A 20520-nucleotide genomic window follows, 5' to 3' on the forward strand; every position below is an offset into this window, starting at 1 on the left:
GCCGCCCGCGTCATTCCATCCGGATCCCGGTGCTGCGCACCAATGCCTCGGTACGGGCCATGTCGGCGCGCAGGAAGGCGCCGAACTCCTCCGGCGTGCCGCCGACGATCTCGGAGCCCATGTCGAGCAGCCGCGCCCGCCCCTCCTGCGTGCCGACGATGGCGAGGATCTCCCGGTTCAGCCGCGCCGTCACCGGGGCGGGGATGCCGGCCGGGCCGATCACCGCATACCACTCGGCTACCGCGAAGCCTGGGATCGCGGCCTCGGCGATGGTCGGCAGCTCCGGCGCGTAGGACTGCCTGGTCGCCGCGGTGACCGCCAGCGCCCGCACCTGGTCGCCACGTACGAAGGGCAGGGTCGAGCTGGCGTTGCCGAAGATCAGCTGCAGTTGCCCGCCGACCAGGTCGGCCAGCGCCGGGCCGCCCCCGCGATAGGGGACATGCACCATGTCGATGCCGGTGGCCTGCTTGAACATCTCGCCCGAGAGATGCACCGAGGTGCCGATGCCCGGCGAGCCGTAGGAGAGCTTGCCGGGGTTGGCCCGCCCATAGGCGATCAGCTCCGCCACGCTGTGCACCGGCAGCGCCTTGTTCACCACCAGGATGTTGGCGACGTTCGCCAGATGCAGGATCGGCGTGACGTCGTTCACCGGATGATAGGGCTGGCGGCTCAGCAACGCCGTGGTGATGAGGGTGCTGATGGTGATGCAGATGGTATGCCCATCCGGCGGGGCGCGCATGGTCTCCAGCGCGCCAACCGTGCCGGCGCCGCCGGTGCGGTTCTCGATCACCACGGATTGACCGAGCGCCGCGGACAGCGGCGGGCCGATGTAGCGGGCCAGGATGTCGGTGGTGCCGCCGGGCGGAAAGGGGATGATCAGGCGGATCGGCCGGTTCGGCCAGGCGGGCTGCGCCAGGGCGGGAACCAGGGCCGGCGCGGCCAGGGCGGCCGTCGCCGCCAGCAGGGTGCGTCGTTGCATCGCCGTCGCCTCCTTCACAGCACGATCGGACGGCGGTATTTGCTGCTGACCGTCTCTGGCCGGATCAGCCCGCCGGCCAGCGCCATGGTCCAGTAGCCGATGTCGGCGAGGTGGACGATGGTGCATTCCAGGCTGCGGACCAGCAGCTCGCCCTCCCCGCTATGGGCGCCGGCGATATGCGCGACCTCCTCCGGCAGCCCGGCCAGGAAGCAGAGGTGCAGGCCATAGCCGGGATGGCGGATCGAGGGCAGGCCGGTGGCGCGCGGCGAGGCTTCCCAGCGCCGGCGGTTCTCGGGGTCGAACTCCCAGGGCTTGCCGACGTCGTGGCAGAGCCCGCCGGCGATGACGATGTCCCGGTTGATCGCCATCTCCGGGTTCAGCGCACCCATCTCCTCGGCCATGCGCATCGCCAGCCGGGTGACGCCGCGGATGTGGTCGGTCTGGTCACCCCGGGTCAGGGTCATCGAGCCGGGGTTGCCCGAGGGTGGGATGTCACGGATCGAGCTGAATGAGGAGCGGGAGAGTGCCAGCGCCCAGGCCTCGATCACCCCCCGTTGCAGGGCGGGATCGCCGATCTCGGCCACCTCGGGCAATTCATCGGCGATGCGGGTCCGCAGCGCGTCGTCCGGCTCCTGTGGCATCGGCTTTCCTCCTCCGTCCAGGGCGGCTTGCGTCCATGCCTGAACGCCAGTCCGCCGCAGCTCATTGTTTGCAGGGCGGATTCATGCTGCGGGATGTCACGTCCCTCCGCAGTCCGCTCTGGCCGGTGACGATTCCATGCCAGCGCGCTGCCGGAAAGACCCATAGACAGTCAGGCCCGCCGCCTTGGGCTCCAGCTGCGGGACGCGGCAAGCGATGGCAGACAGGCGTGGCGGCAAGCGGCAGCAGAAGGACCCTGAGATCATCGCGGCAGGGCGGTCCGCGGCTTGTTGTCGCGTCCGCGCGCTGGCACATCCCGGGCCTGACGGAATGGCGTACAACGCCGGCCTCTGGAGGATCATGCACGATGACGGAACTCGGCCCCTTCTACCTCCGCTGGCGCTCCGGCCGCCCGGCGCCGGAAGAGGAGACATTCGAGACCCTCGACGCCGCCCTGGACGCGGTCGAGGCCCGCTGGGCCGAGTTGCAGCACCAGGCGCCGCAGATCCTCGACCGCCGCCGCGTGCTGCGCGCCAGCACCACCGAATTGCAGGGGCTGATGGAGGCGGAGGCGCCGTGATCGCCGTCCGGCGCGGCGGGCCAGCGGGGTTGGTGCGGGCGATGGCAGGATGAGCCGCCGCCCCCGCTCCAAGACGGCAGGCCCCAAGGGCGCCCACAGCTTCGCCGAACTCAAGCTGGAAATCACCCAACTCCAACGCGAGCTGACGCGGGCCGAGGCCAGGATCCGGCAGCTCGAAGGCGGCGGCGCCGACCCGATGGTGGCGAAGCGGCTGGCGGAGCTCGAGGAGGGGCAGAAGATCGCCCGCGGGTTGGCGGTGGATGCCGCCGTCGCCCGCTCCCGCGCCGAGGCCGAGCTGAAGGCGCTGCGCGACGCGATCAGCAAGGCGACCGGCTTCAACGGCTGGCTGCTGCGCCGGGCGCAGAAGCGCCTCGGAAAGGGCTAGAGCGAACCGTGGAGGACATGCCCGCCCCTGGGTGGGAAGCCGCCCTATGAACAATACGCTACAGCAGGTTGGTGTTCGGACATGAACGCAATCCGCTGTAGCCGGCTCCTGTCCTCCTGCGGGAAGCGAATGGAAGTCCCGGCACCGCGGCGGTCAGCATGGTGCCGAGCAGCGCCAGCACGTAACCTCGGATCGCCAGCAGGCCGGCTTCAGGTCGTGTGACCCGCGGCGGGAAGGCGGTATTTCCATCTCGACCAGGGAGGCCCGTCCCATGCAGAACCCAAGCCGCGTGATCCTTGCCCAGAGGCTGGGTTGACCCAGGCAGCCGGCGCACGGCGCCTGCCGCAGCCCGGGCCGGCGCTGGAGCCACGGCTTGAGAGCGTGCCGGGCCAGGCGCTGCCGCTGGCCTTCGCCCTCTCCCCTGGCCTGACGCTGCTGGAGGCGGTGGGCCGGCCGCTGCGGGAGGCCGGCTTCGCCCATGCCATGGTGACGCTGGAGGGCGGCAGCTTCGGCCCCTTCGCCTATGTGCTGCCGGCACCCTCGCCGGATGCCGCACATGCCGCCTGGTACAGCGCGACGCAGGCGCCACCCGGCGGCGCCAGGCTGGAGCGGGCCAACATCACCTTCGGCCTGCGCGACGGCCAGCCCTGGCTGCATTGCCATGCCATCTGGCAGGAGGCGGCCGGGCGCCGCGCTGGCCATGTGCTGCCGGAGGAGAGCATCCTGGCCGCGCCCATGGCGGCCCGCGCCTGGGGCCTGTCGGGCATCGGCTTCCTGGCGGAGCCGGATGCGGAGACGAATTTCACCCTGTTCCATCCGGTGCCGGACGCAGTCCGGGCGCTGCCGGCCGGCGCGGCACGGGTGATCGCGCTGCGGATCCGACCGAACGAGGATGTGGTGACGGCGCTGGAAGTCACCTGCCGTCGGCATGGCTTCGCCGGCGCGGTGCTGCGCGGCAGCGTCGGCAGCCTGGTCGGGTCTGCCTTCGCGCACGGCGGGATGGTCGCGGACCATGCGACGGAGATCCTGGTGACCGATGGCCGGGTTTCGGCCGATCGCGCCGGCCAGCTGCGGGCGGAGCTGGCGGTCGCGGTCGCGGATATGCGCGGCCACGTGCATGAAGGCGCGCTGTTGCAGGGCGTGAACCCGGTCTGCATCACCTTCGAGGGGCTGCTGGAGGAGGTGGCGTAGGCGTATCGCACCCGGGATGGCTGCATGCCGGGTGACGATGCGGCGAAGGGCGGGCCTGGATCGGCATCGTGGTTGCCGGCCCGGAACCGGCGGCCCGCGCAGCCGCTTCCACAGCGGAGGCGGCATGGCCGAGCAGATGAGGATCAGCGAACCGCCGGTGGCATCCGGCGGCCGGGACTCGCCGGACGGCATGGCGGTGATGCTGGGGTGGGAGGGCCATGCGCGCCGCAGCCATGCGCCAGCGGCCAAGCCCATCCCACTGCGAATGCTGCGGAGGGCCTGATGCGGCGGCGCTGGCTCTGGTTGCTGCTCGTCGCGGGCGCGCTGGCCAGTGCGGCGGCAGCCTGGGTGCTCAGCGCGCCGCGCCTGCGCTTCGGGCCGGAGGCGGCGGCGCAATTCGAGAATGGTGATGCGGCGCGGGGGCGGATTCTCTTCGCCGCCGGCGACTGCGCCTCCTGCCACGCCTCGCCCGGCCAGCCCGACCGGCTGCAGCTCGGCGGCGGCATGGCGCTGGCGTCGCAGCTTGGCACCTTCCGCCCGCCCAACATCTCGCCGGATCCGGAGGACGGCATCGGCCGCTGGCGCGGCATTGATCTGGCGAATGCGCTGATGGCAGGGGTCTCGCCGGACGGGCGGCATTACTACCCCGCGCTCCCCTATATCGGCTATGCGCGGATGCAGCCGCAGGACATCGCGGACCTCTGGGCCTATCTGCGCAGCCTGTCGCCGGTCGCCGGCCGCGCACCGCCGCATGACCTCGCCTTCCCGCTGACCATCCGTCGCCCGATCGGCCTGTGGAAACGGATCTACCTGGACGAGACGCCGCTCCTGCCCGATCCGTCCCGGGACGCGGCCTGGAACCGGGGGCACTACCTGGTGGAGGCGGTGGCGCATTGCGCCGAATGCCATGCAAGCCGCGGCCCGCTGCTGGCGGTGCGGGAGGCGACGCGGCTCGCCGGCGGCCCGGACCAGGAGGGCACGGGCTTCGTGCCGAACATCACCCCGGCGCGGCTCGGCGGTTGGAGCGAGGCGGATTTCGTCGAACTGCTGACCACCGGCCGCAGCCCGGAAGGACGGCAGGCGCGCTCCTCCATGGCCGATGTGGTGATCAATACGGCGGAGTTGCCGATCGAGGACCGGCGGGCGATTGCGCGGTATCTGAAGGCGCAGCCGCCACGGCCGACGCCGCGGCCCTGACGAGACGCTATCGGAGGAATCCCGGCGCATCGAGGGCACCGCCGCCGGGATCGCCTCGAAACGCCGTGCCGCGCCAACCGCTGCCGCTGCCGCGCGTTGGTCGCGCGAGCAGGCGGCGGCACAGGGCATGCAGCAACTCTTCTCCGCACGGGCCGACCGGCGGCTGCGCTTCGGCATGCTGGCCGGTGCCATCGGCCTGGGCGCGCTCGGCCTCGCGGCCTGGACCCTTGCCCGTTCCGACCGCGCCTGGGGCGTCGGTGTCGCCGCGCCGCAGCCCGTCCCGTTCAGCCATGCCGTCCATGCCGGGGGCCTCGGTCTCGACTGCCGCTACTGCCATGCAACGGTGGAGCGTGCGGCCTCCGCCGGGATGCCGACCGCCGAGACATGCCTCGGCTGCCATCGCCAGGTCTGGAGCGTCTCGGCCCAATTCGCGCCGCTTGAGACCGCCCTTTCCCTCGGCGGCTCCATCGCCTGGTCCTCCGTGCACCGGCTGCCGGAACATGTGCGCATCCACCACGGCGCGCATGTCGCGGCCGGCGTCGCATGCGGGACCTGTCACGGCGTGGTCGAGGCCATGCCGCGCACCGTGAAGATCGAGACCATGTCCATGGGCTGGTGCCTCGACTGCCACCGCGGCGCCGTGGCCGGTTCGGCCGCCGCCCGGGCCGGCCACGACGCTTATACCCATTTCGGCATCGCGCTTCCGCCGCTCACACGCTGCTCCACCTGCCACCGCTGAGAATTCCTCCGCGGATCCAGGGCACCTTTGCCGGCTGCTTGCGTTCTTCCGGGGCCGCTGCCCGGCCGGGAGAGCAACGGATGCGGGAATTCGGGCCCGACACGCCCTATTGCGGCGCGCCGCCCCTGCCGGGTGCGGTGCCCTGGAATGTCGATCCCTGGCTGATGGCGGGGCTCGCCGTGACGTTGCTGTTGGCCTGGGGCCCGGCGGGCCGCGGCGGCGACCGGCGCCTGTTGCTGGCGGGCTGGGCGGCGCTTGCCGCAGCGCTGCTCTCGCCGCTCTGCAACCTCTCGGTCGCGCTTTTCTCGGCACGTGTGGCGCAGCATCTGGTGCTGCTGGTGGCGGTGGCGCCGCTGCTTGCCCTCGGCCTCCCCCTGCCACGCCGGGCAGCGGCGCCGGGGGGGCTGGCGCTCGCCGCCGCCGCCTTCGCCCTCGCGCTCTGGGCCTGGCACCTGCCCGGCCCCTATGGCGTCACCTTCCGCTCCGATGCCGTCTACTGGGCAATGCAGCTCTCGCTGCTCGGCAGCGGCGTCTGGCTCTGGCGCGGATTGCTGCTGGGCGCGGCGGCGCGGCCGGAAGCGGCGCTGCTTGCCGGGCTGGCGACGGCGGCGCAGAGCGGCGCACTCGGCGCCGTTCTGACCTTCGCCCCGCGCCCGCTGTTTGCCGAGCATGCCACGACGACCCTCGCCTGGGGCTTCTCGCCGCTTGAGGACCAGCAACTCGGCGGGCTGCTGATGTGGGTGCCGGGCGGAATCGCCTTCGCCGCCGTCTCCCTCCTGGCGCTCGGCCCGGCCCTCATTCGCGATGGCACCAGGCCGCACGCCGGATCCCTCCCCTGGGCCGGCCGCAGGTGATGCGGCTGCGGCGGCTGCTGCCCGCCCTTGCGCTCACAGCGTGCAGCGGCGTGCAGACTCCGCTCGAACCCTGGGGCGTCCAGGCCGGGCTGATCGCGCAGCTTACCTGGCTGCTGTTCGGTGGCGGGGCGGCGATCTTCGCCCTGGTGCTCGGGCTGCTCGCCTTCGCCGTGCTGGCGCCGGCGCGGCTGCGCCGCGCCTTCGCCTCCCGCCGCTTCGTGCTGCTGGGCGGCATCGCCTTCCCGGCCGTCACCCTGGCCGTACTGCTGGCGCATAGCATGGGCATCTCCCGCGCCCTGGTGCTGCCGGAGACGGAACGGCCGCTGCGCATCGAGGTCATCGGCCGGCAGTACTGGTGGGAGGTCCGCTACCCCGATACCGGAGAGGGCCCGGGAGACATGGCGGTGACGGCGAATGAGATCCACCTGCCGGTGGGGCGGGAGGTGGAGCTGCTGCTCTCTTCCGGCGACGTGATCCACTCCCTCTGGCTGCCCAACCTGCAGGGCAAGCTGGACATGATCCCGGGGCGGGTGAACCGGATGCGGCTGCGCGCCGACCGGCCCGGCACGCTGCGCGGCCAGTGCACGGAATTCTGCGGGTTGCAGCATGCGCTGATGGCATTCTGGGCAGTGGTGCAGGAGCCGGCGGAGTTCGATGCCTGGCTCGCGCGGCAGCAGGCGCCGGTGCCGCCGCCACGGACGGCGGAGCAGGCGCGCGGCATGCAGGTGTTCGGGGAGGCCGGCTGCGGCGCCTGCCACGCGGTGCGCGGCACGGCGTGGCAGGGGCGGCTCGGCCCCGACCTGTCGCGCATCGGCTCGCGCCTCTCGCTCGGCGCCGGGCTGCACGAGGTGCACCGCGCGACCTTGGCGGGCTGGATCGCCGGCACGCAGGACATCAAGCCGGGCAATTCCATGCCGGCCTATGGCCGCACCCTGTCGGGCGAGGATCTGCTGGCGCTGGCCGCCTGGCTGGAGGCGCTGCGCTGATGGACACCAACCCGCCACGCGCGGCGACCGACCTGCCCAATCCCCTGCCGCGGCCGGAGGCCGAGCTCGCCGCGCTGGAGGCGGTGTGGGAGAGCCCGCGCGGCTGGCGCCGCATCACCGAGATCAACAACAACTTCATCGGCCCGCTCTTCGTCGGTACGGCGCTGCTCTTCTTCCTGCTCGCCGGCCTGCTCGCCCTGGTCATCCGTGCCCAGCTCGCCTGGCCGGGCCTGACACTGGTGGATCCGGCCACCTACAACCAGCTCTTCACCATGCATGGCACGGTGATGATGTTCCTCTTCGCCGTGCCGGCGGTGGAGGCCGTCGCCATCGCCCTGCTGCCCGCCATGCTGGGCGCGCGGGAACTGCCTTTCCCGCGCCTCGGCGCCTACGCCTACCTGATCTACGCCATCGGCGGGCTCAGCTTCTATTGCAGCATCTTCTTCGGCATCGCGCCGGACGGCGGCTGGTTCATGTACCCGCCGCTGACCAGCAAGGAGAACAGCCCGGGCGTCAACACCGACATGTACCTGCTCGGCATCGGATTCATCGAAATCTCGGCCATCGCCGGGGCGATCGAGCTGATCGTCGGCATCCTCCGTTGCCGCGCGCCCGGCATGACATTGGGGCGGATGCCGATCTTCGCCTGGGCCATGCTGGTCTTCGCCGCCATGGTCATCTTCGCCTTCCCCGCGGTGATCGTGGCGAGCACGCTGCTGGAGCTGGAGCGCGCCTTCGACTGGCCCTTCTTCCTGCCGGAACGCGGCGGCGACCCGCTGCTCTGGCAGCACCTCTTCTGGTTCTTCGGCCACCCGGAGGTCTACGTCATCTTCCTCCCCGCCGCCGGCATGGTCTCGATGATCGTGCCGGCCATGGCGCGCACGCCGCTGGTCGCGCATTCGCTGGTGGTTCTGGCGCTGGTCGGCACCGGCTTCCTCAGCTTCGGGCTCTGGGTGCACCACATGTACACCACGGGGATCCCGGCCCTCTCCCTCGCCTTCTTCGCCGCCGCGGGATTTGCGGTCTCCATCCCCTCGGGCCTGCAGGTCTTCGCCTGGATCGCCACCTTCGCCGCGGCGCCTCGGCGCATCCGCTTCGACACGCCGACCCTTTTCATCCTCGGCTTCCTCTTCATCTTCGTGCTCGGCGGCCTGACCGGCGTCATGGTCTCGGTCACGCCCTTCGACTGGCAGGCGCATGACACCTACTTCATCGTCGCGCACCTGCACTACGTGCTGATCGGCGGCATGGTCTTCCCGCTGCTCGGCGCGCTCTACTACTGGGCACCCACGCTCGGCCGACCGCTTTCGGAACGGCTCGGCAAATGGGCCTTCTGGCTGCTCTTCCTCGGCACCAACGTGACCTTCTTCCCGATGCACATCAGCGGCCTCGCCGGCATGCCGCGGCGCATCTACACCTATCCCGCAGGCTTCGGGCTGGAGGTCTGGAACGCAGTTTCCTCGGCCGGCGCCGCCATGGCGGCGGCCGGCGCGGCGGTGCTGCTGCTCGACGTCGCGAAGAACTTCCGGCTCGGCGGCGAGCAGAGCAGCCCCTGGCGGGCCGGTACGCTGGAATGGGTGACCAACACCAATTACGGCCCGCGCAGCATCCCGCGCGTGCGCGACCGCTACCCGCTCTGGTCGGAGCCCGGCCTGGCGAAGGAGGTGGAGGCGGGCGGCCACTACCTGCCCTTCACCGCGACCGGCCGGCGGGAGACGCTGATCACCAGCCCTGCCGAGGCCGAGCCGCAATATGTCGCGGTGCTGCCGGGCGTGGGCTGGGGACATGTCGTCGCCGCCATCGGCACGGCCGGCTTCTTCCTCAGCCTCACCGGCGAGTTCCTGATCGAGGCTGCGCTGTTCTTCGCCCTTGCGCTCGGCGGCATCCTTGCCTGGCTCTGGCAGGGCAGCGATCCCGGGCCGCTTCCGCCGCGCGAGGCGGATATCGGCGGCGGCATCGTGGTGCCTACCTATGCGACGGGCGCCGTCTCCACCGCCTCCTGGGCGATGGTCTGCCTGATGCTGGTGCAGGGCACCGCTTATGCCTGCCTGCTTGGCAGCTATCTCTTCCTCTGGCTGGTCAATGGCGATGCCATGTGGCCGCCGCCCGGCCAAGGGCTGCCGGTGGCAGGCTTCGGCCTCGCCGCCCTCGGCTTCTATGCCGCCGGCGCGGCCTCGCTCCAGGCGGCCGCCCGGTTGCTCGCCGGGCGCTCGCCTTGGCCGCACCGCCTCGCCCTTGCCCTTGCCGCGCTGCTGCTTCTCGCCGGCACGGCCGCGGATGGCTGGGCGCTGTGGCAGGGCGGGGTGCGGCCCAGCCTGCATGCCTATGGCGCCGCATCCTGGGCGCTCTTCGCCTGGCAGGGGATGCATGCGGCGATCGCCCTGCTGATGGCGGGCTACACCCTCGCGCGCTCCCTCGCCCGGCTGCTGGATGCGGAGCGGCGGCAGGCGATGGACGTCACCCGGCTGTTCTGGATTTACACCGCCGGCCAGGGCGCGGTCGGCCTCGCCCTGCTGCACCTCTTCCCACGGCTGCTGGCATGAACGCCGCGCGCGACACCAGCCCCGCCTTCGAGGTGCTGCGCAGCGCGGCCGGCCTGGCACTCTGGGCGGGGCACTTCGGCGTGATCTACGCCGTCAACGCCTTCGCCTGCGAGCGCGGCCTGGCGGGCACGCGGCTGTTCGGCCTGCCCTGGGTGCCGGCGGTGGTCGGCCTCGCGACGCTCGCCGCCCTGCTGCCGCTCGGCCTCATCCTGTGGTCGGTAATGTCGCGACTTGATCAACCACTGGCCGAGGGCGGCGAGGCGGAGCCGCGCTTCACCCGCTGGTTCGCCGCCGCCACCAGCAGCTACGCCATCCTCGCCGTGCTGTTCCAGGCGGCGCCGGCCGTGATCGTGCCGTCATGCGGGCCGGTTCATTGATCGCCGCGCGGCCGAAGCCGTGCCTCGGCGCGCGGCCCGCCCTGCCCGGGGCCGAGCACCATGCCGGCCGGCACCGGCTGCGCCGTGCCGATGGTGTAGAGATAGGCCGCCGCATCGCGCGCCTCCCGCTCCGTCAGGCCGAGCGAGGGCATGGCGGAGCCGGGCGAGATGGCCTGCGGGTCGCGCAGCCAGGCGACCAGGTTCTCCGGCGCATTCGGCAGCCTGCCGCCGACATAGGCGCGGCGGGACCACTCCAGCAGCGGCGGCCCGACCCAGGCCACCGCGCCGCGAATGCCAGGAATCACATGGCAGGACCCGCAGCCGCGTTCGGTGATGACGGCGCGGCCGCGCGCCGGGTCGGCGCCGGCGATGCGCAGCTGCGGCGGCGGCTCCGCCTCGTCGCAGCCGGCGAGCAGCGCGGCGAATGCGAGCAGGGCTGGGCCCAGGATCGGGCGAATGCTGGCCTCCCCGAACGGCTGCGGCGGCAACGTGGCGCGACCGCTACCGGTTGCGCCGGACAGGAACCAGGGCGGTGCCGGGTGCGTAGCGGCATGGCGCGGCCGGCGCGTGCGGCGGCGGGGTGCATCATCCCATGACAGACGAGCACAGCCTTCCGCCGCCCGAACGCCGCACCGTGCTGCGCGCCGCGGGTGCCTCGCTCGCCCTTGCCGCCGCGGCGGGCTGCGACATCGGGCCGGAGGAATTCGGCCATCCGTTGCATGCCCGCGGCCACGGCGTGCACGCCGAGGCGCTGAGCTATGCGACGGTGCTGGAGCTGGACGGTCTCGGTCGCGGCGTGCTGGTGCGTACCCGAGCCGGCCATGCCATCAAGATCGAGGGCAACCCGGCGCATCCTGCGAGCCTCGGCGCGACCGACGTTTTCCTGGAATCGGCCGTGCTCTCGCTGCACGACCCCACCCGCTCCCGCCGCATTCGCCGCGCCGGGCGCGCGCTGCGCGAGGCTGCGGGCCTGCCGGGCTTCCTCGGCGAACGCCGCGCGGCGCTGGCGGCGCAGGGTGGGGCCGGGCTGCGGCTGCTGACCGGCCCGGTCTCCTCGCCAACCCAGCGGCGGCTGATCGGCACGCTGCTCGTAGCTTTCCCCGAGGCACGCTGGCACGTCCACGCGCCGCTCGGTGATGCCGGCGCGGCGGAGGGCGCCCGGCGTGCCTTCGGCCAGGCGGTGGTGCCGGTGCACGACCTCTCGCGCGCTGCCTGCGTTCTCTCCCTCGGCGCCGACCTGCTGGGGCCGGGGCCGGCGCAGCTCCGCCAGGCGCGGGACTGGTCGGCTGCGCGCGCGCCGGGCCGCGCCGGCCACGCTCCACTGCCCGGGCTGATTGTCGCCGAGTCCGTGTCGAGCCTGACCGGCGCCAAGGCCGACCGCCGGCTCGCCCTGCCGCCAGCGGGGATCGAGGCGCTGGCCCGTGCGGTGGCGACGGAGCTCGGCATCGCCGCCGCCGGCGCCGCGCCGCAGCATCCGGAGGCACCCGGCATCGCCGCCGCCCTGCGCGCCGCCGGCCCCGCCGCGCTGGTCGCGGCCGGGCGCGGCCAATCGGCCTCGGTGCATGCGCTGGCGCATGCGATGAATGCTACGCTCGGTGCCATCGGCACTACGGTACGGCTGATCGACGACCCGGCCGGTGCCGCGGAGGCTGGCGACCTCGCCGCGCTGGCCGAGGCGATGGCACGGGGCGCGGTCACCGACCTGCTGGTGCTGGACGCCAACCCGGTGCTGGACGCGCCGGCCGGACTCGACTTCGTGGGGCTGCTGGCGCGGGTGCCGCACAGCGTGCATGCCGGGCTCTACCCCGACGAGACGGCGCTCGCCTGCGCCTGGCACCTGCCGCTACGGCATCCGCTGGAATCCTGGGGCGACAGCCTGGCCTTCGAGGGGACGGCGGCGATTCGCCAGCCCGCAACCGTCCCGCTGGTGGAGACGGCGCTCCCGGCCGAGGAGATCCTGGCATGGACCGCCGGCCAGTCGGCGGCGGGCGAGGCGCTGGTGCGCGAGACCTGGCGCAAGGCCTGGGGCGAGGCAAGCTTCGAGGAGCGCTGGCTGGCCGCGCTGGAGGCGGGGGTGGTGCCGGACAGCGCCGCGCCGGCGCGCGACCTACGGCTAAGTGCGGATTTCAACCCTGGCCCCGCCGCGCCGGCGGCCGAAGGCCTCACCGCGCTGTTCATGCCCGATCCGCATTTCTGGGACGGCCGCTTCGCACCGAATGCGTGGCTGCAGGAGCTGCCGCGACCGCTGGACAAGCTCGCCTGGGGCAATGCCGCGCTGATCGCGCCGCAGGATGCCATGGCCCTGCTGCTCGGCGATGGGGCGGCGGTGGAGCTGACGCTGCAGGGCCGCAGCCTGCGGGTGCCGGTGGTGATCGCGCCGGGCCAGGCGCCCGGCGTGGTGGCGCTGCCACTCGGCGGCGGGCGGCGCGCCGTGGGCGGGGTCGCGCCGGCGCTCGGCTTCGACGCCTACCGCCTGCGGCCGGCCGAGGCTCCCTGGGCCGCGCCGGGCCTCGTGCTCCGCCCGACCGGGGAGGTGCTGCCGCTGGTCTCGACCGCCTGGCACCACCCGGTGGCGTCCGACCCGCCGCCAGTCCGGCGCGTCGCGCCGGGCGAGGTCATCCCGCCCCTGCCGGAGCCGCGCTCGCTCTATCCCGACTGGTCCTATCCCGGACAGGCCTGGGGCATGGCGATCGACCTCGATGCCTGCATCGGCTGCAATGCCTGCTCGCTCGCCTGCCAGGCGGAGAACAACACGCCGGTGGTCGGGCCGGAGGAGACGGCGCGTGGCCGCGCCATGCACTGGCTGCGGGTGGACCGCTACCAGTACGGTCCGGCCGAGGCACCACGGACCGACTTCCAGCCCGTCCCCTGCATGCATTGCGAAAAGGCGCCCTGCGAGGTGGTCTGCCCGGTGAATGCCACCGTGCACGATCATGAGGGGCTAAACCTCATGGTTTATCCCCGCTGCATCGGCACCCGCACCTGCTCCAACAACTGCCCCTACAAGGTGCGGCGCTTCAATTGGGGCGACTATGCCCGCGCCACCGGAGCGCTGCCGGTGCGCAACCCGGAGGTGCCCGCGCGCCCGCGCGGCGTGATCGAGAAATGCACCTATTGCCAGCACCGCATCGCCGCCGCGCGCACGGCGGCGAATCAGGAGGGGCGCGCGATCCGCGACGGCGAGGTGGAGACCGCCTGCCAGCGCGCCTGCCCGACCCGCGCCATCAGCTTTGGCGACATCAACGACCCCGAGAGCGCCGTCTCCCGTGCCCGGCGCGAGGGGCGGCACTACGCGCTGCTCGGGCATTTGGACACGCGGCCCCGGACCACCTATCTGGCGCGCCTCGTCACCCCTTCGGAGGAACCGCCATGAGCATGGCGGCCGACACCCGTCCGGTTGCGGATGTCGCGCTCCAGGGCCGCTTCGGCTGGCGCTTCGCCCTCTCGGTCGGCGCCGCCGCGGCGGGCGTGCTGCTGCTGGCCTATGCCGTCGCGGCCCTGCTGCTGCGGGGCACCATCCTCTGGGGCACCAACATCCCCTTCGTGTGGGGCTTCGACCTCATCAACTACACCTGGTGGATCGGCATCGCCAACGCTGCCAGCCTCTTCGCCGTGATCCTGGTGCTGCGGCGGCATGGGCTGCGCACCGCGGTGAACCGCTTCGCCGAGGCGGCGGCGCTGGCCGCGGTCGCCGCCGCCGCTCTCTACCCCATCCTCCACCTGGGCCGGCCCTGGCTGTTCTACTGGGTGCTGCCCTATCCCGCGACCTATCAGGTCTGGCCGCAGTTCCGCTCGACGCTGGTCTGGGACCTCTGGGGCATCATGTCCCATGTCATCGTCACCAGCCTGTTCTGGTACACCGGGCTGATCCCCGACCTCGCCACCATGCGTGACCGTGCGGCGGCGCGTGGGCGGATGACCACGGCGCGCCTCTACGGGGTGTTCGCGCTGGGCTGGCGCGGCTCCGTCCAGCACTGGGCGCGGCACCAGGCGGCCTACCGGCTGGTCGCCGCCCTGGTGCTGCCGATGCTGGTATCCGCCCAGACCATCGTCGCGCTGGAATTCGCCACCACCCTGGTGCCGGACTGGCACCAGGCACGGCTGCCGCTGCATGTCGTCGTCACCGGCATCCCCTCCGGCCTCGGCATCGTCCTCGCCCTTGCGGCCCTGCTGCGCGTCGGGCTCGGCCTCTCGCGCTACATCGACGATGCCGACATGGACCTGCTGGCGAAGCTGCTGGCCTCCGCCGCACTCGGCTGCAGCTATCTCTACGCGGAGGCGTTGCTGAGCGCGGCGCTGGAGGACCCGGCAACCCGCGCCGCGACCCTCGCCCGCCTGTTCGGCGCCTATGGCCTGTTGCATTGGGGCGGCGCGGTGCTGATCGTGCTGCTGCCGCAGCTCCTCTGGCTGAAGGCGCTGCGGCACCGCGCCCTGGCCGCCATCCTCATCGGCCTCGGCGCCGCGGCAGGCGCCTGGCTGGACCGCTTCGTGCTCGTCGCCGGCGGACTGCTGCGGGACCACCTGCCGCGCATCGGCCCGCTCTACGCGCCGACCCTGCCGGAATGGATGCTGCTGCTCGGCACGGTCGGGCTTTTCGCGCTGCTGATGCTGCTCTTCGCCCGCCTCATCCCCGTCGTCTCCATGTTCGAGACGCGGCACGAGGAAAGCGAGGCGGAGGTGCCATGAGCGAAGCCCCGCCCGCCGGCGTGATCGCCGAATTCGCGACCGCCGAGGCGATGGTCGCGGCGCTGCGCGCGGCGAAGGCGGCAGGCTGGCGCGAGATGGACGCCTATGCACCCTATCCCGTGCCGGAAGCGGCCGAGTTGCTCGGGGCGCATGGCGCGCCGGTGGGCTGGATCGCGATCGGCATGGGGCTGTTCGGCGCCACGCTCGCCTATGCGACCCAGTGGTGGCTCAGCGTGCATGGCTATCCGATCAACGTCGGCGGCCGGCCGCTGCACGCCCTGCCCGCCTTCCTGCCGGCCACCACCATCGTGGCCATCCTCTGGGCCTCGGCGGGCACGCTCCTCGCCTTGCTGGTCATGAACCGGCTGCCGCGGCTGCACCACCCGGTCTTCGCCGCGCCGGGCTTCGGCCGGGCCAGCGAGGACCGTTTCTTCCTCTGCCTCTTCGCCGCCGACCAGCGCTTCGAGGCCACGGGGGCCGCCCGCTTCCTGCAGGGGTTGAAGCCGCTCCGCGTCGCGGAGGTGCCGGGATGAGGCGCCTCCTCCCCCTGCTGCTCGCCCTCGCCGCCTGCGATGGTTGGCCAGAGAGCACGCCGCCCCCTGCACCTGCCCCGCCGCCTCCGGGCGCGGTGGCGCAGGGCGAGAGCGCGCGCCGCGCCGCGCTGGCCCCGCCCGGCCCGCCGGTGACGGAGGCACTGCTCGCCCGTGGGATGGAGCGCTACGCCATCTACTGCACGCCCTGCCACGGCCCGGGCGGCGCCGGGGACGGTGCGGCGGTGGCGCGCGGCTTCCCCCGCCCGCCGCCCCTGCCGGCGCCGGCCGGGCGCAGCCTCGCGGCGATCGCCACCAACCTGGGCGGCGCGCATCCCTTCGACGACCGCCTGCCGCCGGTGGACCGCTGGGCCATCGCCCGCTTCGTGGAGCGGCTGCCGCGATGAAGGCGGCCGCCGGCCTTGCCCTTGCGCTGGCCGCAGGCGGGGCCGCCGCCTTCGGCGGCCCGGAGGTGCTGGAGGCCTGGCTGCCGAGTTTTCTGCTCTGGACGCAGTTCGCGATCGGGGCGCTCGGCGTGCTCGCGATCGGCCACTTGCTGCGCGAGGAATGGCTGGCGCCGATCCGCCCGCCGCTGGAGGCCATGGCACGCAGCCTGCCCATGCTGGCCCTGATGGCAGTTCCCGTGCTGGTGGCCGTCGAGACCCTCTATCCCTGGGCGGCACCGGAGGCCGGACCGCAGCAGGGTTCGCGCGCCCTGGTGCTGGCGCCGCTTGCCTTCCGCCTGCGCGCCCTCGGCTACCTGCTGCTCTGGGCGGTGCTCGGACGGGCGCTGGCACGGCCCGGGCGGCACCAGCGCCTTTCGGCCCTCACGCTCATCCTGCTGCTGCCGAGCGCGCTGCTCGCCGCGCATGACTGGGTGTTGTCGCGCGATCCGGCCTGGCTCCCCAGCCTGCAAGGCTTCGCCATCTGGGTGGAGGGGCTGGCCGGGGCCCTGGCGCTGGCGATCCTCGCCGCGTGGCGCACCCCGCCGCGGGCGGAGGGGCTGCCGGGGCTGGAGCGAGCCCTGCTGACCCTGGCGCTGGCCGTGCTCTGGCTGTGGTTCACCCAGTTCATCGTGGTCTGGATGGCGGACCGGCCGGAGGAGTCCGGCTGGTACCTCCGCCGGCTGGGCGACTGGGGCTGGGTGCAGCTGGGCGTGGCCCTGCCGGCGCTGCTGCTGGCCATCAGCCTGGCGGCGCCGCCGGATCATGGGCGCTGGCGCATGACGGCGGTCTGCCTGCTGCTGCTCGTGCAGCATGTCGCGCATCTCTGGTGGGTGGTGCGGCCGGATGCTCCCTCGGGTGCGCCGCCACCCTGGCTGGATCTTGTAGTGGCGGGTGGGCTCGGCTTCGCCTGGGTGGTCTGGTGGGATGCCGAGCATCGGCGACGGCCAGCAACGGCCTGAGCCGATTGCCGGCGAACGACGCCATGCGGCGCGGTTCGGGAACCGAACCGACCCCCACCCGTCTAGAGCGTGACCGCTTGAGGTTGGAAAAACCGAAAGCCTGAATTACGCGACCAACCAACAAAGCTGGAGCCTGATTGCTTCAGCTTGCAGCAATCAGGCTCTAGCGCCGCATGGATGCCGCGAATCCCCGGGCCCTGCCCGCCATGCACCGGCTGCTCTCGGCGCCCGAGGCGGTACTGCTCGCCGCACGCCACCCTCGCCCGGCGCTCGCCGCGGCGCTGCGGGCGGAACTCGACGCGCTCCGCCGTTCGGGCCGCGGCTTTACTGCCGCGTCCTTCTTCGCGGCGGCCGAGGCGGCGCTGGAGGCGGCGGCGCGGCCCGGGCTGCGCCGGGTGATCAACGCGACCGGCGTGGTGCTGCACACCAACCTCGGCCGCGCGCCGCTGCCGGCGGCGGCGCTCGCCGCCATCGCTGCGGAGGTCGGCGGCTACTGCAATCTGGAACTCGACCTCGAGGCCGGCGCCCGCGGCGACCGGCATGCCGCCTGCGCCGCGCTGCTGGCCGAGCTGACCGGAGCGGAGGCGGGCCTCGTGGTGAACAACGGCGCCGCTGCCATGCTGCTGGCGCTCTCGGCGCTGGCCGCGGGGGGTGAGGCGGTGGTCTCGCGGGGCGAGCTCGTCGAGATCGGCGGCGGCTTCCGCATCCCCGAGGTCATCCGCCAGGGCGGTGCACGGCTGGCCGAGGTGGGCACCACCAACCGCACGCGCCTCGCCGATTATGCGGCGGCGATCGGGCCTGAAACCCGGCTGCTGCTGCGGGTGCACCAGAGCAACTACCGCATCACCGGCTTCACCGCCGCGCCCGATCCGGCGGCGCTGGCGGCGCTTGCCCATGCGCACGGGCTGCTGGCGGTGGAGGATCTCGGCAGCGGCGCCTTGCTGGATCTGACGCGCCTCGGCCTGCCGCGGGAGCCAACCCTCACGGGGAGCATCGCGGCCGGCTTCGATCTGGTGGTCGCCAGCGGTGACAAGCTGCTGGGCGGGCCGCAGGCGGGGTTGATCCTCGGCCGGCGGGAGGTGGTGGGGCGGCTTGCCCGGCACCCGCTGATGCGGGCGCTGCGGCCGGACAAGCTGACGCTCGCCGCGCTGGAGGCGGTGCTGCGCCTCTACCGCGACCCGGAGGGCGTGGTGGCGGCGGTGCCGGCGCTCGCCATGCTCGTCATGCCGCGCGAGGCGGTGGCGGCGCGCGCGATGCGGCTGGCGGCGCTGCTGCCGCCGGGCGCGGCGGAGCTGGTGGAAGGTGAGTCGCTGGTCGGTGGTGGCTCCCTGCCCGGTGTCGCGCTGCCGACCTGTCTGCTCGCCCTTCCCGGCCCGGCCGAGGCGCTGGCGGCGCGGCTGCGCGCCGGGCGCCCGGCGGTGGTGGGGCGGATCGGTGGCGGCCGCCTGCTGCTCGACCCCCGCACCGTGGCGGAGGCGGAGGTGGAGACTCTCGCGGAAGCGGTGCGCGCCGCGCTGGCCGCATGAGGTCGGCGCTGATCGGCGTGCTGGGCCATGTGGACCACGGCAAGTCGGCGTTGGTGCGCGCCCTGACCGGAACCGAGACCGACCGGCTGGCGGAGGAGCGGGCGCGCGGCATCTCCATCGTGCTCGGCTTCGCCTGCCTCGCCCTGCCGGACGGGACGGAGCTCGATCTGGTGGACGTGCCGGGGCATGAGCGCTTCATCCGCGCCATGGTCGCCGGCGCCACCGCCATGCGCGCCGCCCTGCTCTGCGTGGATGCGGTGGAAGGCGTGCGGCCGCAGAGCGTGGAGCATGCGGAGATCGCCGCGCTGCTCGGCGTCCGCCGTGGCGTGCTGGCCGTGACACGGGCCGACCGCGCGACGGCGGAGCAGGCGGCTCAGGCGGCCGAGGCGGCGCGGGACCTGCTGCGGCGGCTCGGCCTCGGCGACTGGCCAGTGATCGTGACCTCCGCCGTCACCGGCCAGGGGCTGGGCGAATTGGCTGCGGCGCTCGGCACTTTGGCCGGGCCGGCGCCACCGGATGAAGCCGGGGCGGCCTGGCTGCCGCTGGACCGCGCCTTCAGCCTGCCTGGTGCCGGGACAGTGGTGACCGGCGCCCTCCGGCGTGGCTGGCTGGCGCCCGGCATGGAGATCGAGATCCTGCCGCAAGGGCGGCGCGCCCTGGTGCGCGGGTTGCAGTCGCATGGCCGCGCCCTGCCCGCCGCCGCCCCGGGCCGGCGCGTGGCGGTGGCGCTGCGAGGCGTTGGCCGCGAGGCGGTCACGCCCGGTGATGCGCTCGCCGCGCCCGGGCTGCTGCTGCCCTCAGCGCGGCTCGATGTGCAGGTGACGCTGCTTGCCTCGGCGCCCGGCCCGGTGCCGCGTGGACAGCCAATGCGGCTGCTGATCGGCACGGCGGAGACCGGAGCACGGCTGCACCTCCTCGACCGCGACCGGCTGGCACCTGGCGAGAGTGGGGTGGCGCAGCTCCGTCTGGACGCGCCGGTCGCGGCGCCGGTGCGCGAGCCCTTCGTGCTGCGCCTGGCCTCGCCCGCACGCACCATCGGCGGCGGGGTGGTGCTGGACGCCGCGCCGCCGCGCCGCCGCGTGCAGGATGCGGCACTGTTGCAGGCCATGGCCGCGACCGGGCCCCAGGGCGCCGCGGCATTGCGGCTGCGCGCGGCCGGGCCGGCGGGGCTGCCCGCCGAGGCGCTCGCCCGCATCGCCGGGCTGCCGTCCGCCGCCTTGCCGGCGCGGCTGGAGATGCTGCATGGCGTGCGGCTCGCCGCCGGCCCCGTCCTGCACCGGGAGGAATGCACCCGCGCCGAGGCGGTGCTGCTGGCGGCGGTGGAGGCGGCGCAGCGGCGCGACCCGACCGGACCCGGCCCGGGCCTCGGCGTGCTGCGCTCGGCCCTGCCGGCCGGCCTGCCGCTGGAGGGGCTGGCGGCGCGCCTCGTTACGGCCGGGACGCTCGAACTCACCGGCGGGCGCCTGCGGCGGCGCGGCCTCGATGTCGCAGCGCTGCTGTCGGAGGCCGACCGCGCCCTGCTGGCCGAGGTGGAGCGCGCCTTCCGCGCCGCCATGCTGGCGCCGCCGGATGCAGAGGCGGTGGTCGGCGGCTGCCGCCGCCGCGCCACCGCGTTGCGTCACCTGCTCCGCACCGGCGTACTGGTGCGCGCGCCGGATGCCGTGCAGAAGCGGGAGGTGGTGTTCCATCGCGACGCCCTGGCGGCCGCGCGGCGTGCCATCCGCACGCATTTCGGCACGCGTCCGGATGGCTTCCTGGCCGGCGAATGCGGCAGGCTGCTCGGCATCTCGCGCCGCTTCTCCATCCCGCTGCTGGAGCACCTGGATGCCGAGCGCTTCACCCGGCGCCAGGGCGACCGCCGGATCGTGGCGGAACCGGGCGCGGCGCCGCGGCTTTGAGCCGC

The 20520-nt window shown here is 73.4% G+C and carries 19 protein-coding genes; 16 read left to right on the top strand and 3 right to left on the bottom strand.

The window, feature by feature from the left end; translation table 11 throughout:
* Positions 1-10: 10 nt before the first annotated feature.
* Both H7965_RS11140 and H7965_RS11145 read right to left on the bottom strand, forming a co-directional pair.
* Positions 11-979 carry a Bug family tripartite tricarboxylate transporter substrate binding protein gene (locus tag H7965_RS11140; RefSeq protein ID WP_186770651.1) on the bottom strand — a complete coding sequence of 323 codons (969 nt, stop codon included), beginning with the start codon at positions 977-979 and terminating at the stop codon, positions 11-13.
* Positions 980-993: 14 nt separating this feature from the next.
* Positions 994-1620 carry an HD domain-containing protein gene (locus H7965_RS11145; RefSeq protein ID WP_186770652.1) on the bottom strand — a complete coding sequence of 209 codons (627 nt, stop codon included), beginning with the start codon at positions 1618-1620 and terminating at the stop codon, positions 994-996.
* 365 nt (positions 1621-1985) lie between these two features.
* Here H7965_RS11145 and H7965_RS11150 point away from each other — a divergent pair, with 365 nt between their 5' ends.
* The 9 genes from H7965_RS11150 to H7965_RS11190 all read left to right on the top strand — a co-directional run bounded on the left by H7965_RS11150 (position 1986) and on the right by H7965_RS11190 (position 10470).
* Positions 1986-2198, top strand: coding sequence for a hypothetical protein (locus H7965_RS11150; RefSeq protein WP_186770653.1), 213 nt, complete (start codon positions 1986-1988; stop codon positions 2196-2198).
* 49 nt (positions 2199-2247) lie between these two features.
* The gene (locus H7965_RS11155) at positions 2248-2583 is read left to right on the top strand and encodes a hypothetical protein (protein WP_186770654.1); all 336 of its coding nucleotides are present in this window, start codon (positions 2248-2250) and stop codon (positions 2581-2583) included.
* A 312-nt stretch (positions 2584-2895) separates the two neighbouring features.
* Entirely contained in the window at positions 2896-3774 is an 879-nt protein-coding gene (locus H7965_RS11160) for a PCC domain-containing protein (protein WP_186770655.1), read from the top strand.
* 282 nt (positions 3775-4056) lie between these two features.
* Positions 4057-4971 (top strand): c-type cytochrome, encoded by a 915-nt coding sequence (locus tag H7965_RS11165; protein WP_186770656.1) that lies wholly within the window; start codon positions 4057-4059, stop codon positions 4969-4971.
* 127 nt (positions 4972-5098) lie between these two features.
* A complete protein-coding gene (locus H7965_RS11170; RefSeq protein ID WP_186770657.1) occupies positions 5099-5710 on the top strand; it encodes a cytochrome c3 family protein in 612 nt (203 codons plus the stop codon).
* Positions 5711-5790: 80 nt separating this feature from the next.
* Entirely contained in the window at positions 5791-6564 is a 774-nt protein-coding gene (locus tag H7965_RS11175) for a cytochrome c oxidase assembly protein (protein WP_186770658.1), read from the top strand.
* 50 nt (positions 6565-6614) lie between these two features.
* Positions 6615-7550, top strand: coding sequence for a cytochrome c oxidase subunit II (locus H7965_RS11180; protein ID WP_229682580.1), 936 nt, complete (start codon positions 6615-6617; stop codon positions 7548-7550).
* Positions 7550-10093 (top strand): cbb3-type cytochrome c oxidase subunit I, encoded by a 2544-nt coding sequence (locus H7965_RS11185; RefSeq protein ID WP_186770660.1) that lies wholly within the window; start codon positions 7550-7552, stop codon positions 10091-10093. Before H7965_RS11180 ends, H7965_RS11185 begins: the two co-directional genes overlap by 1 nt.
* Positions 10090-10470: a hypothetical protein gene (locus H7965_RS11190; protein WP_186770661.1), complete on the top strand. Its 381-nt coding sequence runs from the start codon at positions 10090-10092 to the stop codon at positions 10468-10470. The genes H7965_RS11185 and H7965_RS11190 overlap by 4 nt, the downstream gene beginning before the upstream one ends.
* Here the strand turns inward: H7965_RS11190 and H7965_RS11195 are convergent.
* Positions 10464-10958, bottom strand: a complete 495-nt coding sequence (locus tag H7965_RS11195; protein WP_222440568.1) for a c-type cytochrome — start codon at positions 10956-10958, stop codon at positions 10464-10466. The two genes, H7965_RS11190 and H7965_RS11195, sit on opposite strands and share 7 nt — an antisense overlap.
* A 104-nt stretch (positions 10959-11062) precedes the next feature.
* Between H7965_RS11195 and H7965_RS11200 the strand changes: the two genes are divergently transcribed.
* From H7965_RS11200 to selB, 7 genes are all read left to right on the top strand, one after another.
* Positions 11063-13843: a 4Fe-4S dicluster domain-containing protein gene (locus H7965_RS11200; protein WP_186770662.1), complete on the top strand. Its 2781-nt coding sequence runs from the start codon at positions 11063-11065 to the stop codon at positions 13841-13843.
* Positions 13840-15156 carry an NrfD/PsrC family molybdoenzyme membrane anchor subunit gene (nrfD, locus tag H7965_RS11205; protein ID WP_186770663.1) on the top strand — a complete coding sequence of 439 codons (1317 nt, stop codon included), beginning with the start codon at positions 13840-13842 and terminating at the stop codon, positions 15154-15156. The genes H7965_RS11200 and nrfD overlap by 4 nt, the downstream gene beginning before the upstream one ends.
* On the top strand, positions 15153-15689 hold the full coding sequence (locus H7965_RS11210) for a DUF3341 domain-containing protein (RefSeq protein WP_186770664.1): 537 nt from the start codon (positions 15153-15155) through the stop codon (positions 15687-15689). The genes nrfD and H7965_RS11210 overlap by 4 nt, the downstream gene beginning before the upstream one ends.
* Positions 15686-16093, top strand: a complete 408-nt coding sequence (locus H7965_RS11215) for a c-type cytochrome (RefSeq protein WP_186770665.1) — start codon at positions 15686-15688, stop codon at positions 16091-16093. Before H7965_RS11210 ends, H7965_RS11215 begins: the two co-directional genes overlap by 4 nt.
* Complete coding sequence (locus H7965_RS11220; protein WP_186770666.1) at positions 16090-17091, top strand: hypothetical protein; 1002 nt, start codon at positions 16090-16092, stop codon at positions 17089-17091. Before H7965_RS11215 ends, H7965_RS11220 begins: the two co-directional genes overlap by 4 nt.
* Positions 17092-17264: 173 nt before the next feature.
* Positions 17265-18617 (top strand): L-seryl-tRNA(Sec) selenium transferase, encoded by a 1353-nt coding sequence (selA, locus tag H7965_RS11225; RefSeq protein WP_186770667.1) that lies wholly within the window; start codon positions 17265-17267, stop codon positions 18615-18617.
* On the top strand, positions 18614-20515 hold the full coding sequence (selB, locus tag H7965_RS11230; protein WP_186770668.1) for a selenocysteine-specific translation elongation factor: 1902 nt from the start codon (positions 18614-18616) through the stop codon (positions 20513-20515). Before selA ends, selB begins: the two co-directional genes overlap by 4 nt.
* The last annotated feature ends 5 nt before the right edge of the window (positions 20516-20520 follow it).

Source organism: Siccirubricoccus deserti, from assembly GCF_014283215.1.
Taxonomy (GTDB): domain Bacteria; phylum Pseudomonadota; class Alphaproteobacteria; order Acetobacterales; family Acetobacteraceae; genus Siccirubricoccus; species Siccirubricoccus deserti.

Bases quoted from the DNA above. Each gene is read 5' to 3' on its own strand.
- H7965_RS11140 (WP_186770651.1), bottom strand. From the start codon at position 979: ATGCAACGACGCACCCTGCTGGCGGCGACGGCCGCCCTGGCCGCGCCG.
- H7965_RS11145 (WP_186770652.1), bottom strand. From the start codon at position 1,620: ATGCCACAGGAGCCGGACGACGCGCTGCGGACCCGCATCGCCGATGAA.
- H7965_RS11150 (WP_186770653.1), top strand. From the start codon at position 1,986: ATGACGGAACTCGGCCCCTTCTACCTCCGCTGGCGCTCCGGCCGCCCG.
- H7965_RS11155 (WP_186770654.1), top strand. From the start codon at position 2,248: ATGAGCCGCCGCCCCCGCTCCAAGACGGCAGGCCCCAAGGGCGCCCAC.
- H7965_RS11165 (WP_186770656.1), top strand. From the start codon at position 4,057: ATGCGGCGGCGCTGGCTCTGGTTGCTGCTCGTCGCGGGCGCGCTGGCC.
- H7965_RS11170 (WP_186770657.1), top strand. From the start codon at position 5,099: ATGCAGCAACTCTTCTCCGCACGGGCCGACCGGCGGCTGCGCTTCGGC.
- H7965_RS11175 (WP_186770658.1), top strand. From the start codon at position 5,791: ATGCGGGAATTCGGGCCCGACACGCCCTATTGCGGCGCGCCGCCCCTG.
- H7965_RS11185 (WP_186770660.1), top strand. From the start codon at position 7,550: ATGGACACCAACCCGCCACGCGCGGCGACCGACCTGCCCAATCCCCTG.
- H7965_RS11190 (WP_186770661.1), top strand. From the start codon at position 10,090: ATGAACGCCGCGCGCGACACCAGCCCCGCCTTCGAGGTGCTGCGCAGC.
- H7965_RS11200 (WP_186770662.1), top strand. From the start codon at position 11,063: ATGACAGACGAGCACAGCCTTCCGCCGCCCGAACGCCGCACCGTGCTG.
- nrfD (WP_186770663.1), top strand. From the start codon at position 13,840: ATGAGCATGGCGGCCGACACCCGTCCGGTTGCGGATGTCGCGCTCCAG.
- H7965_RS11210 (WP_186770664.1), top strand. From the start codon at position 15,153: ATGAGCGAAGCCCCGCCCGCCGGCGTGATCGCCGAATTCGCGACCGCC.
- H7965_RS11215 (WP_186770665.1), top strand. From the start codon at position 15,686: ATGAGGCGCCTCCTCCCCCTGCTGCTCGCCCTCGCCGCCTGCGATGGT.
- H7965_RS11220 (WP_186770666.1), top strand. From the start codon at position 16,090: ATGAAGGCGGCCGCCGGCCTTGCCCTTGCGCTGGCCGCAGGCGGGGCC.
- selA (WP_186770667.1), top strand. From the start codon at position 17,265: ATGGATGCCGCGAATCCCCGGGCCCTGCCCGCCATGCACCGGCTGCTC.
- selB (WP_186770668.1), top strand. From the start codon at position 18,614: ATGAGGTCGGCGCTGATCGGCGTGCTGGGCCATGTGGACCACGGCAAG.